We start from the raw sequence: 12,733 nt of genomic DNA on the forward strand, positions 1-12,733 counted from the left end.
CCCACCGGGTCGGCGCAGGCGGATACCCAAGGTGTCCGCGTGAACACGGTGCGCCGCCACGACCTGGGTGACGAGGTCGGCTCCACGGCCGCGTGATCCGCGTGTGTGCCGACCCGCGTCTCTTCCGACACCCTGACAGCTTCTTCACACCGACACACCACACTTCGGTGTCACCGTGGCTGTCCGCCGCTTCCGGTGTTCAGGCCTCTTTGTTGTGAGTGGTGCTGGCCGACGCGGCAGGGTTGTGCGTGGTGATCCAGTTGGCCAGGAACGTCAGGGCCTCGGCGGAGCCGGAGCCGGGTTCAGCGGTGTACACCAGAAGTGACTGGTCGGTTCCACCCCTGACGTCCAGCACCTGGAAGTCCAGGTCGAGCTCGCCCGCGATCCGGTGATGGAACTTCTTGCGTCCCTGCCGCTGGGCCCGTACACGGTGGCCGGACCACCAGGAGCCGAAGTCGTCGTCCTTCAGGGACAACTCCCCGACGAGCTGGGCGAGCTCGGGGTCGTCCGGATACCGCGCGGCGTCCATCCGCAGGTACGCGACGCATTCCTGCGCGACCTTCGCCCAGTTCTCGTACATGCCGCGAACCTGGGGATGCAGGAACGTCAGCCATATGTGGTTGCGCTGGCGTTGCGGCAGCTCGGCGAAGTCGGTGAACAACGCCGCTCCGAGCTCGTTCCAGGCGAGGATGTCCATACGTCGTCCGAGGACCAGGGCAGGAACATTGACCAGGCTCTCCAACAGCACGCGGGTGCCCGGGGAGACCTGCTGCCCGCGCGTGCCGGCCGGCCGGAACCTCTCGGGGACGGTGGCGTCCTCCGCGGCGACCCGCAGCAGGTATTCCTTCTCGTCCGCCTGCAGATGCAGCGCTTCAGCCAACGCCAGGAGAATCGTCGGTGAAGCGGACTTCACGCGGCCCTGTTCGAGACGCACGATGTAGTCCACGCTGATTCCGGCGAGAGAAGCCAGTTCCTCCCGGCGCAGGCCCGGTACGCGCCGGCGGCCGACGGCGGGCAGGCCCACGTCCTCGGTGCGGATCCGCGCCCGGCACGCACGTAGGTAGTCGCCCAGCTGGGTCATGTGACACTCCTCATCGATCAGTTCGACCGCGCACTTCGACGGCGAGCGGATCAGCCGCGCACCGCGACGTCGTCGTGGTCCGTCGAGAGCGCCAAGTAACGCCAGGCGCGCGCCTCCTGGGCCAGCTGCGCGACCTTCTGGTCCATCGCGTCCGCGCAGTCACTGCCGAGCTGCGCGCGCAGCGGCGGCTCGTCGGCGTCGACGATCGTGAGGATCGCTGTGGCGCCCTTCACCGGGTCGCCCGGCTGGGCATGGTTGAGACCCGGCACGGCTCCACGCACGGCGCCGGCCGTGGCCTCGTAGTCACTGATGACCCGCTCCGCGACGTGAAGGCTGGTGCCGTCCAGGAAATCGGTGCGGAAGTATCCGGGCTCGACGACGGTGACCTTGAGCCCCAGCGGTGAGACTTCCTGGTGCAGTGCCTCGGACAGGCCCTCGACGGCGAACTTCGTGGAGCAGTAGACGCCGAATCCGGCCACGCCGTTGAATCCCCCGACGGAGCTGAGGTTGACGACGTGGCCACGCCCCTGCCGCCGCATCACGGGGAGCACGGCCCGGGTCACGTTGAGAAGGCCGAAGACGTTCGTGTCGAACACGGCGCGGGCGGCGTCGTCGGACGTCTCCTCCACGGCACCCAGCACGCCGCGACCCGCGTTGTTGACCAGCACGTCGATTCCGCCGAAGACGTCCGTGGCGGCCTGCACGGCCGAGGCCGCCTGCGCTTCGTCCGTGACGTCCAGAGGGACCGCCAGCAGACGATCTCCGTGACCGGCCAGCGCCTGCTCCACCCCCTCCGGCCGCCGGGCGGTGGCGACGACCCGGTCGCCCCGCTCCAGTGCCTGGCGCGCGAGTTCGAGGCCGAACCCGCGGGACGCGCCGGTGATGAACCAAACAGTCATGAAGCTCTCCCTCACAAGTAGCTGTGCATCGCGTAGGTCAATCGTCTGCCACCCGTCCGTGACCAGCCAGGGAAGGATGTGCATAGGCTTACGGGCCCGTGCCTGAGGTCCTCCTCGGGACCTGGAACCCCTGCCGGGGGCGATGAAGCAGAGGCCGGATCCGGCGCCTGTCATGGCTGCGCCGTCGAAGAACACACCGGCCTCGGCGTCGGCGTACCCCAGCACCGACGGGCCCAGGCCTGCGACGAGCAGCGCGCACCCGGCCAGGGAAGCCGACCGATCGCTCACGCGCTGGAGGCCGGCGCTGCTGACGCAGCCCATAGAGGGCCGGTGCAGCGCTGCTCGCCCGGCGAGGAGAGGGCAGGAGCGGCGACCGCTGGGGCGTGGAGGTTTCCCGCCGTGCCGGGGGTCATGGGTGATCCCTTCGATCCGCTCGCCGACCGGGGAACGCGGTACCAGCATCCGGCGACATCCGGATCATGCCCCTGCACGTTGGCAGTGTGATCGCCGGAACACACCACGGTGTCACACTGCCACCGACCCGGCGCACGGGGGACCGAGGGGCGGACAGGGGGCGCGGGCCCGACTGTACGGGGGATCAGGCGGGCCCGCTTACGCACCACGGTACTGGCGGAGAACCGAACACACTGCACGTCGGCGAAGAGTGGGGACGATCGGGAAGACCACACTTCCCCAACGGTCAGCGACCGAGGATCCGGACTGCTGTCAGAGGATGCCGAGCCGGGCGCCGTGGCCCACGGCATGGGCACGGTTACGGAGGCCGAGCCGGACGTTCAGGGAGTGGAGCGCGTTCTTGATGGTGCGCTCCGAGTAGCCGAGTTTTTCGGCGATCTCCTCGGTCGTCCAGCCCTCCGCCAGAAGCCTGACAATATCGATCTCACGCTCGGTGAACCCGACCGGCGAGGCCCCTGCCCCCTGCAGCACCCGCAGATCTTCGATCAGGTTGCGCACGAGCGCCGCCGGAAGACGGGCGTTACCCGCCCAACCGTCCAGGACCGCGGCAAGGATCTGCTGCATCCCCGTCTGCCGGCGGGGCAGGAAGCCCACCAGCCGATGGCCGATCACGTCCTTGAGCTGACGCTCCGTGATGCTGTTGGCGACCAGGACGATCCGCATCTCCGCATTGGCCGACCCCTGCGCCTCACTTCGGATCTCGGCGAGGGTGGTGGAGGTGACATCGGTGTCGAGGACGACCAGCATGTCCGCCCGCGCGCTGTCTTCGCGCTCCAGGACGTCGACCTGAGGGCGGGAGCGGAGGTAGGCGACCACACCTTGTTGTGTGAGGGGGTCGCCGGCCAGGACGGCGACGGTCGGCGACCGTGTGATGCGCCGATGGGGGAGCGGGGTGCCGTCGGTACCCTCGTCGCACGAGCCGCGCGAACTGGCCCGGGGCAGGGCATGTGGTTGCATGGAAGGTCTTCGCCACTCTCAAGAGCTGGGGCTGCGATCGGCCGGTCGAGGCGAGAGGGCCCTGATCACCTTCGACAGTCTGCCTCGCCGACACCGGCCTCGTCCACACGAGTTGCGGCTCCACCGCCCGACACGGCGGTGAAGGTCGACACCGACTCCATGTGTCGTGTGTTCACGCGCCGTCCGTCACCTGCCTGCCACCGGAACCCACCATCGACGGCGGACCGCATGTCACCGGTCGCGTCGGGGTTCTCTTCAGCCTCTGTTCACAAAGCTGTCGTTCGCACGACCGACGAGCGAACCCCTGGGCAGTGAGCGTGAGTCGGTCATGACGTCGCATCCACGACGAGTGGTCATTCATCGAAAGGCGCCGCATCCCAGATGTGGACATCCTCTGGGCGGTCGCTCCTCAAGCGCACGCCCTTCTCCTGGCCCCACGGCCGCAGACTCGCTGCGGCCGCACTCGCCCTCAGTTCCCTCGCCGTTGTTCCGCCCGTCGCGCACGGTGCCGAAGCCGCGTCCCCGATCAGCGCGTTCGACGCGGTCGATCCGTTCATCGGAACCCGGCTCGACGCTTCACAGAACAAGGGCAACAGCGCCTACGGCAACACCTGGCCCGGGGCGACCGTTCCCTTCGGCATGGTGCAGTCGAGCCCCGTGACCTACCGGACCTCCGACCGCGACCAGAAGGGCGGGTACGAGTACACCGCCGACAAGCTCCGCGGCTTCGGCATGACGCGCCTGTCCGGCACCGGCTGCGAGGGCCGCTTCAGCGGCTTCGACTTCCCGCTGCTGCCGTACACGGGGGCGCTGCCGGACGGCGCCCTGCCGACCAGCCCGGCAAGCGACATCACCGACTACTACCTCGGCTTCGACCACGCCCGTGAGGAAGCGGAACCCGGCTACTACTCCGTCACGACTGACAACGATGTCACAACGGAGCTGACCGCCAGTACCCGCACCGCGGTCAGCACCTTCGACTTCCCCGAGGCCGACAGCTCCACCCTGATCCTCGACGTCGCCGGCTCCAACAACCGGGTCTTCGGCAGCGAGGTGACCGTCAAGAACGGCAACACCGTCGAGGGCTGGGTCGAGGCCGCCTCCATCTGCGACGAGGGCGGGCGCTACCGCGCCTACTTCTCCGCCACGTTCGACAAGCCGATCCGCTCGTACGGCACCTGGGAGGGCGGCGACGTCACCCCCGGCTCCGCCACCGCGCGCGCCGCCGAGGCCAAGCACGGCGCCGGCGCGTACCTCGTCTTCGACAAGGGCGCCAAGGTCACTTCCAAGGTCGGCCTCAGCTACGTCGGCATCGCAGGCGCCACCGAGAACGCCGCCCACGAGGTCTCCTCACGCGACGACTTCGACGACGTCCGCGAGGACGCCGAGGACAGCTGGCGCGACGCCCTGGACACCGTCCGGGTCGACGGCGGCACCGACGAGGAGCGGACGAAGTTCTACACCGCCCTGTACCACGCGCTGCTGCACCCCAACACGTTCGACGACGTCAACGGTGACTACCAGGGGTACGACGGCAAGGTCCACAAGGTCGCCGAGGGACGTCACCACTACGTCACCTACGCCGGCTGGGACTCCTACCGCAGCCAGGCGCAGCTCGTCGCGCTGCTCTTCCCGAAGGTCGGCAGCGACGTCAACCAGTCGATCACCGACATGGTGACGCAGAGCGGGAAGTGGCCCAACTGGCCGCACCTGAACCAGCTCCAGCAGAAGATGAGCGGCGACTCGCTCCAGTCCCTGCTGTCCTCCGTCGACGCCTTCGGCAGCACCGACTACGACCGCCGCGCCGCCCTGGAGTCGATGAAGGCCACCCAGACGCTGCCCGCCGACCGCACGCTGCGCCGCCACGGCTACCAGTACATGAGTGTCGGCTTCATCGAGAACCGCAAGGCGGACGCGGCCACCTCCAAGACGCTCGAGTACGCGGTCGACGACTTCGGCATCGCCCAGCTCGCCAAGCGTCTCGGCGACAAGGCGGCGTACGACCGCTACATGGCCCGCGCGCAGAACTGGCAGAACGTCTTCGACGAGACCAGCCGCCACATCCGCCCCCGGGACCGCAACGGCTTCGACCGCGGCTTCAACCTCGGTGAGCGCGGCGACCAGTTCGAGCAGGCCACCGGCTGGCAGTACGGCTGGATGGTCCCGCACAACGTCGGCACGCTGATCGAGAAGCGCGGCGGCCAGGACATCTCCACGACCGCCCTGGACGAACACCTCAGCGCCCTCGACGCGGGTGTCTACAACACCCGCGGCGCCTACCTCAGCAACCAGCCGAGCTTCGGCGCGCCGTACGTCTACCACTGGCTTCGCCAGCCGAACAAGGCCCGTGACGCCCTGCGCCGAGCCTCCACCCAGATGTACGACACGACGCCCTCCGGTCTGCCGGGCAACGACGACCTCGGGTCGCTCAGCTCCTGGTACGTGTGGGCCAACGTCGGCCTCTACCCGGCCATCCCCGGCACCGCCGACCTGGTCGTCAGCGGCCCGCGGTTCGACCGTGTCGTGATCGACAGCGCCGACAGCCGGCGCCGCATCGAGATCGACGCGGACGGCGCCGCCACGAAGCCGTACGTCACCGGCATGAAGGTCGACGGCCGCCCCACCACCCGTTCCTGGCTGGGTGAGGACTTCGCCCGCGAGGGCGGCGACATCCGCCTGACCATGTCGACGCGCCAGGGCACCTGGGGCGCCCGGCAGTCGGACGTGCCCCCGTCGTACACCGACGGCAGCGACGCGCGGAACAACGTGGGCACCACGCCGGACGGCGCGGGCAACACGGGGTCGCTGGACGTCAGCGACAACTCCCTCTCCCGCGAGCGCCTCGCCGCGGCCGGCGCCGCCCCCGGCGCGCGGATCCCGCACGGCGACACCGGAGTCACCTTCACCTGGCCCGACACGGCGCCGGGCCGGCCCGACAACTGGATCCCCCACGGCCAGCGCGTCGACATGGGCGGCGTGCGGGCGACCGGCGTCTCCTTCCTGGGCCTGGCCACCAACGGTCCCTCCCAGGGCACCGCGGTCGTCGAGTACACCGACGGCTCCACCCAGCAGGTGGGTGTGCAGTTCACCGACTGGACCCCGGGCACCAACTACCAGTTCGGCAATACCCCGCTGGTGACCACCGTCGGCCGCAACCGCGCCGCCGGCGGCAGCGACACGGTGGAGACCAAGGTCTTCGGCACCGTGCCCCGGCTGCTCGACCCGTCCAAGCGCGTCGCCTCGGTCGTCCTGCCCCAGAGCACCGACCGCGGCATCATGCACGTCTTCGACGTCGCGCTGACCACCAAGCAGGGTCTCCAGGTCCCCGGCACGACCTCCGAGCGGATCGTGCTCACCCCGACCGGTACGCCGCACTCCTCGCAGGCCGTCACCTGGCGCACCGGCGCCGGTGTGACCGCGGGCGAGGTGCGGTTCCGCAAGGCCGGCGACCGCGACTGGCGCACCGCCGAGGCGCGCGGCAACGAGGAACTCGTCAGCGCGGGCGTCCCGACCCGCACGCACTCCGGCGTCATGAGCGGCCTGCGGCCGGGCACCGCGTACGAGTACCAGGTCGGCACGGGCGAGTGGTTCAGCCCGGTCCACACCTTCACCACGGCCGAGCGCCCCGGTGAGGACTTCACCTTCCTCTACTTCGGCGACGCCCAGAACGACCTGTCGTCGAAGTGGGCGCCGGTGGTGAAGCAGGCCTACGAGCGCTACCCCGACGCCGTCGGCAGCGTCAACGCGGGCGACCTGATCAACTCCAGCGGCAACGACAGCGAGTGGCGCGACTGGTTCGGCGCCATGAACGGCTACAGCCAGACCACCAACGTCATCGCCGCCCCGGGCAACCACGAGTACTCGGGCGACACCTTCCTGCGCACCTGGAAGTCGACGTTCGAGTTCCCGGACAACGGTCCGCGAGCGGACAAGGTCGCCGGCACCACCCCTGCCGAGCGCCGGCGCGCGGTCTACGAGGCCCACATGGCCGAGGTGATCGCGGAGACCGCGTACTACACCGACTACCAGGGCGTCAGGTTCATCACCCTCAACGCCAGCACCGGTGACGCCCGTTCGATGATGACGCCGCCCTGGCTGCCCGTGTGCAGCCAGGACTGCCCCGATCCGGAGAAGTTGTGGCTCGAACTCCAGGGGCGCTGGCTGGACCATGTCCTGGAGAACAACCCCAACAAGTGGGCGGTGGCGGTCTTCCATCAGCCGGTGTTCTCGGCCGCCGAGGGCCGGGACGAGAAGCCGGTCCGTGACGCGTGGCTCCCGGTCTTCCAGCGCAACGACATCGACCTGGTGCTCATGGGTCACGACCACGTGTACTCGCGCGGCTACGTCGACTCGGACGCCACCGGCACTCCCGGCGTGACCACCGGACCCGTCTACACCGTGGCGGTCTCCGGCCCGAAGTACTACGAACTGGCCCCCGAGAACGAGAGCGTGTGGAAGCGCAACGGCGCCACCGAGGTCGTGCGCGCCGGTCACACCTCGACCTTCCAGGGCATCAAGGTCACGAAGAACCAGTTGCGCTACGAGGCCGTCGTGGCCGCGAAGTGGGACGACCGGTCGACCACCGACAAGGAGGTCGGCGAGGTGCTGGACGCCTTCACCATCACCAAGTACGACGACGGAACCAAGTACGTGACGGAGGACGGGGTGGCCGTGCCCGGACGGCCACGCTCCACACACTGACGAGGTGCTCGTCGGTCGATGAGCCAAGTGGCCTGCCGGACGTCCCTGCGGAGTCCGGCAGGTCGCTCGCTCGACGACGCCCGCACCACGGCCCCGTACTCACCCCCGCCGCCGACCAGGACGGGCCGCCCTATGCTCGTCGCGGGGAGAGACTCAGGAGCAGGGAGCACACATGTCAGCGCCAGGACCGACGGCGAACAGCATCGAAACGGTGACGGCGTTGCTTCAGTCGGAGCTGGTTCAACTGGAGGAGCAGCAAGAAGAGCTCTACATGCAGCAGCAGTCGGTGCAGGCGCAACTGGCAGTCGTCTCGAGCCACATGGAATCCATCCGGGGAGCCCTGGCCGCACTGCACACCCTTCCGTCGGCCGCGCCGGCTCGGGTCGACGGTGCACCTGCCGAAGGTGCGCCCGCCGAGGGTGCGGGGACGGGAAGCGAACGCGCGGCGAAGACGGGCCACTCGGTGCCCGATCTGCAGGGCCGCGGCTTCACGGAACAAGTGATCGCCGTGCTCACCAGCAAACCCGGTGCTGTCCTGCGGGCCCGGGATGTCGCCGAAGCCCTTGGCCGCGATGGGACCGCGGGCAGCATCAACGCCGTTCGCAGTACCCTCGACCGCCTCGTCGCCACCTCCCGGGCGCATCGGGTCGGACGAGGTCTCTACCAGGCTCCGGCTCCCGGGCGCCGCTGACGGAGGCTTGCACGGACTCGGCGGAGCCGAAGTGCCGTTCACGTCCACCTAAGCGACCGGGACCCATCCCGGGCCCCGGGTGCCGGAACGCCGCATGCTCCACCGCCCGAGCGGCATCAGGGCCTCCACCAGTTCCTGGCCCTCCGGTGCCAGCCGGTAGTGGATCTGCACGGGCGTCGAGGGGATGACGGTGCGCTCGATGAGGCCCTCGGCTTCCAGCTCCTTGAGCCGCTGGGAGAGCAGGCGATCGGAGATCCCGCTGATCAGCGCGCGGTACTCGCCGAAGCGCCGGGCGCCCCGGCCGGCGGCGTGCAGTACCGAGCCCGTCCAGCGGCGTCCGACGAGTTCGAGGGTGGCCTCGAAGCTCGGGCAGGTGTCGTCATGAATGGAGTCCACTTACAAAAGATTAGCACCTTACTCGACATTTGGCCGGGCGAATGGTTCCACGCATCGTGGAGGCATGACCGACTACGAACGCCCGCTCTCCTTCGGCGTGAGTCTCGACCCCGCTGCCCAGACGTGGCCGCGGACCCTGCGGCTCGCGCGGACGGCGGAGCACCGCGGCCTGGACCTCCTCGCCGTCCAGGACCACCCGTACCAGCCAGGCCACCTCGACGCCTGGACCCTGATCTCGCACCTGTCCGCCTTCACGGACCGCATCTCCTTCCTCACCGACGTCGCCGACCTGCAGCTGCGGCCGCCGGTGATGCTCGCCAAGGCCGCCACGTCCTTGAGTGTGCTCACCGGCGGACGTGTCCGGCTCGGTGTCGGCGGGGGCGGCATCCCCGACGCCATCGCCTCGATGGGTGGGCCGGCTCGACGGGGCCACGACATGGTGGCTTTCGCCGAGGAGTCGCTGGGGCTGCTGCGAAAGGCCCTGAACGGGGACGCCGTGCGGCTGCACAGCCCGTATCACAGCATCGGCGGGTACCAGGCCGGACCGGTGCCCCCCAGGCCCGTCGAGCTCTGGCTCGGAGCGCAGAAGCGCCGCATGCTCACCCTGGCCGGTCAGCAGGCGGACGGCTGGATCTCACCGCTGAACATCTACGTCCCTCCGCGCGAGGTGCCCGCACGCCAGCGGATCATCGACGAGGCGGCCGCCGGGGCCGACCGCGATCCGAGGACCTTGCGGCGCGTCTACAACGTGATCGGTGTGATCGGCAGCCACGGAGGCGCTCCCGGCCTCGTCGGTGACGTGTCGCGGTGGGTGGACACCCTCACCGAGTGGACCGTCGAGCTCGGCTTCGACACGTTCGTCCTCTGGCCGGCCGCCGACCCCGAGCAGCAGCTCGCCCGCTTCGCCGACGAGGTCGTGCCGGCGGTGCGCGAGAGCGTCGCGAAGATCCGGGGCGGGCGATGAGCGGAGGTGTCGGCGACGCGCCGACGGAACTCGCGGGCAAGATCGTCACGCCCGGCGACAGGCGTTACCAGCGGGTCCGCTCCACCTACACGACGGTCGGCCGGCCGGCCGTCGTGGTCCTGCCCGAATCCGCGCGGGACGTCGCGGCGGCGCTGCGGTTCGCGCGGGACAGAGGGTTTCCGGTCGCGGTCCGCAGTGGGGGTCACGGTCTGGCAGGCACCGGCACGAACGACGACGGGCTCGTCATCGACCTGAGAGCGCTGAACCGTGTCGACGTCCTCGATCGTCGCACCCGACTGGTCCGGGTCGAGGCGGGCGCACGCTGGGCCCAGGTCGCCCAGGCGCTCGCCTCGCACGGGCTCGCCATCAGTTCCGGCGACCACGGAAACGTCGGTGTCGGCGGCATCGCGACCGGCGGTGGTGTCGGCTGGCTGGTACGGAAGTACGGGCTCACCATCGACCACGTGCGCGCGTTCGAGGTCGTCCTGGCCGACGGGACGATCGTCCGCGCCGATGCCCGAAACGAGCCCGACCTGCTGTGGGTCATGCGTGGAGCCGGTGCGGGCGCCGGCGTCGCGGTCGCCTTCGAGATCGAGGCCATGGACCTCCGTGACGTCGGCCATGCGCAGCTGGTCACGGCGGTGGATCCGGCCGGGGAGACGCTGCGGCGCTGGGCCGACGTCATGGCTCGGGCGCCGCGCGAGCTGTCGACGGAGGTCAGGCTGGCGTCGCAGAACGACGGCTCCACCGTGGCCGTCATCACGGCCGTCGTGGCCTCGGACAGCCCGTCTGTCATCCGCGAGGCGCTCGAACCTCTTCTGGAGGTCGGCGACGTGATGGGGCAGCAGGCCCACCTCGTCCCCTACACCGACCTGGTGTCACCCCTCCACCTCCACGAGAACACCGGGCAGATGCCGGCCAGAACCACCAACGGACTTCTCGCCGAGATGTCCGCGGGCGCCGCAAGCGCCCTGGTGAAGGCGTCGGCGGCCCGCGACCCGATCCTCGTGCAGATGCGCTCGCTCGGCGGCGCGACCCACGATCCGGATTCCGCCGCCACCGCGTTCGCGCATCGCCATCAGAACGTCCTCGTCATCGGCGCGGGGTTCCCACCGGACGCGCGAGGCACCTTGCGCACCGGCTGGGCGCCGCTCGCCCCCTTCATGGACGGCGCCTACGTCAACTTCGAGAGCTCCCCCGACCAGACGGCGTTCGCCCATTTCTACCCTGGACCGACCGGCGCCCGCGTGGCCGACCTGTGGAAGCGCTATGACCCCGAGGGCGTCCTGCGTTCCTGGCCGCGGCCTGACACGGCCGACGACCTCGAAGCGAGCCCGATCTGGAGGGGTGCCTCATGTTACGCTGGGCGCATGACCGAGCGAACCGTGTCCCGCGCGCAAGAGGCTCAGGCCAAGCCGCGACGGCGTGACGCCCAGCGCAATCGCGACGCGATCGTGGCGGCGGCGCGCGTGGCCTTCGCGGAGCAGGGTCTGGAGGCGTCCCTGGAGGGCATCGCCCGCCAGGCCGGCGTCGCGATCGGAACGCTCTACCGGCATTTCCCGACCCGGCTCGCCCTGGTCGAGGAGCTCTTCGCCGAGAAGTTCACCTCTCTCCTGGACACCGCCGAAGAGGCGGCCGCCATGGATGACGCCTGGGAAGGGTTCTGCTCCTACCTGGAGCGGTTCTGCGAACTGCAGGCGTGTGACCGCGCGTTCAACGCCATGGCCGCCGCCCGGCTGCCGGTGAACACCCGCAGTGGGCAGCTCAACGAGCGCGTCAGGGAGATGGGTATCGGGATCCTTCACAGGGCCCAGCAGCAGGGTGTCGTGCGCGCTGACGTCACCCCGGAGGACATCGCCTTCGTCGCCTGGTCCCTGGAAGGCATCATCCAGGCCACGCGGACCGTCGCCCCCCGCGCCTGGCGCCGTCACCTCTCCTTGATGCTGGACGCCTTCCGCGCGGGCTGCGCCCACGAGTTGCCCGAGCCGCCGCTCAGCCCTCAGCAGGTCAGACAGACCATCGAAGCGCTCGAGTGCTGCGTGGCGGACGACTGCTGAGGGGGTCGGCCGCCGGGGAGGCGGGACATGCGGCGCGACGACGGCCGCGGAATGCTCAGCTGTCCGCCAGAAGGTGTGCCAGCTCGGCGTCCATGTCGAACTGCTCGGACTCGGCCCCCAGCGGCACCATGGACCGCGTCCTGCTCAGAAAGGACTTCATGTCCAGCAGGGGAGCCTCGAGCAGGGCCGAACCCGCGGGCGAGTCGAGCGCGATGTACACCACGTCGCGCCCGGGGCCGATGGCCGCCGGCCACACCCGGACGTCGCCCTGACCGGCGTGGCGCGTCAGACCCTCGGCGATCACATCACGGCTGAAGACCCACTCCACCGACCCGCTGCCGTCCGCGGCGCCGAAGGTGGCCGTGAGGGCATAGGGATCGTGGGCGGCGTAGTGCAGCCGCATCCGGACAGGAACGGATTCGGTGAAGGACCGCACCAACTGCACGGGCAGGTCGATCTCTGTGGTTCTGGTCGATTCCATGATTCCATCCGTTGTACCCCCGCGTGAGAGGG

9 protein-coding genes are annotated in these 12,733 nt (G+C 69.7%); 4 read left to right on the forward strand and 5 right to left on the reverse strand.

Annotation, left to right across the window (positions count from 1 at the left end):
• Positions 1–199: 199 nt before the first annotated feature.
• The 3 genes from ACFV6X_RS16395 to ACFV6X_RS16405 form a co-directional block, all read right to left on the reverse strand.
• On the reverse strand, positions 200–1,081 hold the full coding sequence (locus ACFV6X_RS16395; RefSeq protein WP_385383514.1) for a helix-turn-helix domain-containing protein: 882 nt from the start codon (positions 1,079–1,081) through the stop codon (positions 200–202).
• Between the two features lie 50 nt (positions 1,082–1,131).
• Complete coding sequence (locus ACFV6X_RS16400; protein ID WP_385383517.1) at positions 1,132–1,980, reverse strand: oxidoreductase; 849 nt, start codon at positions 1,978–1,980, stop codon at positions 1,132–1,134.
• Positions 1,981–2,706: 726 nt separating this feature from the next.
• Positions 2,707–3,411 (reverse strand): LuxR C-terminal-related transcriptional regulator, encoded by a 705-nt coding sequence (locus ACFV6X_RS16405; protein WP_385383520.1) that lies wholly within the window; start codon positions 3,409–3,411, stop codon positions 2,707–2,709.
• Between the two features lie 381 nt (positions 3,412–3,792).
• Between ACFV6X_RS16405 and ACFV6X_RS16410 the strand changes: the two genes are divergently transcribed.
• Both ACFV6X_RS16410 and ACFV6X_RS16415 read left to right on the forward strand, forming a co-directional pair.
• Entirely contained in the window at positions 3,793–8,112 is a 4,320-nt protein-coding gene (locus ACFV6X_RS16410; protein WP_385383523.1) for a GH92 family glycosyl hydrolase, read from the forward strand.
• Between the two features lie 172 nt (positions 8,113–8,284).
• The gene (locus ACFV6X_RS16415; protein ID WP_385383526.1) at positions 8,285–8,803 is read left to right on the forward strand and encodes a hypothetical protein; all 519 of its coding nucleotides are present in this window, start codon (positions 8,285–8,287) and stop codon (positions 8,801–8,803) included.
• Between the two features lie 48 nt (positions 8,804–8,851).
• Here the strand turns inward: ACFV6X_RS16415 and ACFV6X_RS16420 are convergent, their stop codons facing one another.
• Positions 8,852–9,199 carry a winged helix-turn-helix transcriptional regulator gene (locus ACFV6X_RS16420; protein WP_385383529.1) on the reverse strand — a complete coding sequence of 116 codons (348 nt, stop codon included), beginning with the start codon at positions 9,197–9,199 and terminating at the stop codon, positions 8,852–8,854.
• Between the two features lie 64 nt (positions 9,200–9,263).
• Here ACFV6X_RS16420 and ACFV6X_RS16425 point away from each other — a divergent pair, with 64 nt between their 5' ends.
• Both ACFV6X_RS16425 and ACFV6X_RS16430 read left to right on the forward strand, forming a co-directional pair.
• Positions 9,264–10,163 (forward strand): LLM class flavin-dependent oxidoreductase, encoded by a 900-nt coding sequence (locus tag ACFV6X_RS16425; RefSeq protein WP_385383532.1) that lies wholly within the window; start codon positions 9,264–9,266, stop codon positions 10,161–10,163.
• Positions 10,160–12,220, forward strand: coding sequence for an FAD-binding protein (locus ACFV6X_RS16430; protein ID WP_385383535.1), 2,061 nt, complete (start codon positions 10,160–10,162; stop codon positions 12,218–12,220). The genes ACFV6X_RS16425 and ACFV6X_RS16430 overlap by 4 nt, the downstream gene beginning before the upstream one ends.
• A 55-nt stretch (positions 12,221–12,275) precedes the next feature.
• Here the strand turns inward: ACFV6X_RS16430 and ACFV6X_RS16435 are convergent, their stop codons facing one another.
• Positions 12,276–12,701 carry an SsgA family sporulation/cell division regulator gene (locus ACFV6X_RS16435; RefSeq protein WP_385383538.1) on the reverse strand — a complete coding sequence of 142 codons (426 nt, stop codon included), beginning with the start codon at positions 12,699–12,701 and terminating at the stop codon, positions 12,276–12,278.
• Positions 12,702–12,733 lie beyond the last annotated feature (32 nt).

It is taken from the genome of Streptomyces sp. NPDC059861 (assembly GCF_042731435.1).
Classification (GTDB): Bacteria; Actinomycetota; Actinomycetes; order Streptomycetales; family Streptomycetaceae; genus Streptomyces.

What these genes read in the sequence shown, in the direction of transcription:
- ACFV6X_RS16395 (WP_385383514.1), bottom strand. Translation starts at nt 1,081, where the DNA reads ATGACCCAGCTGGGCGACTACCTACGTGCGTGCCGGGCGCGGATCCGC.
- ACFV6X_RS16400 (WP_385383517.1), bottom strand. Translation starts at nt 1,980, where the DNA reads ATGACTGTTTGGTTCATCACCGGCGCGTCCCGCGGGTTCGGCCTCGAA.
- ACFV6X_RS16405 (WP_385383520.1), bottom strand. Translation starts at nt 3,411, where the DNA reads ATGCAACCACATGCCCTGCCCCGGGCCAGTTCGCGCGGCTCGTGCGAC.
- ACFV6X_RS16410 (WP_385383523.1), top strand. Translation starts at nt 3,793, where the DNA reads ATGTGGACATCCTCTGGGCGGTCGCTCCTCAAGCGCACGCCCTTCTCC.
- ACFV6X_RS16415 (WP_385383526.1), top strand. Translation starts at nt 8,285, where the DNA reads ATGTCAGCGCCAGGACCGACGGCGAACAGCATCGAAACGGTGACGGCG.
- ACFV6X_RS16425 (WP_385383532.1), top strand. Translation starts at nt 9,264, where the DNA reads ATGACCGACTACGAACGCCCGCTCTCCTTCGGCGTGAGTCTCGACCCC.
- ACFV6X_RS16430 (WP_385383535.1), top strand. Translation starts at nt 10,160, where the DNA reads ATGAGCGGAGGTGTCGGCGACGCGCCGACGGAACTCGCGGGCAAGATC.
- ACFV6X_RS16435 (WP_385383538.1), bottom strand. Translation starts at nt 12,701, where the DNA reads ATGGAATCGACCAGAACCACAGAGATCGACCTGCCCGTGCAGTTGGTG.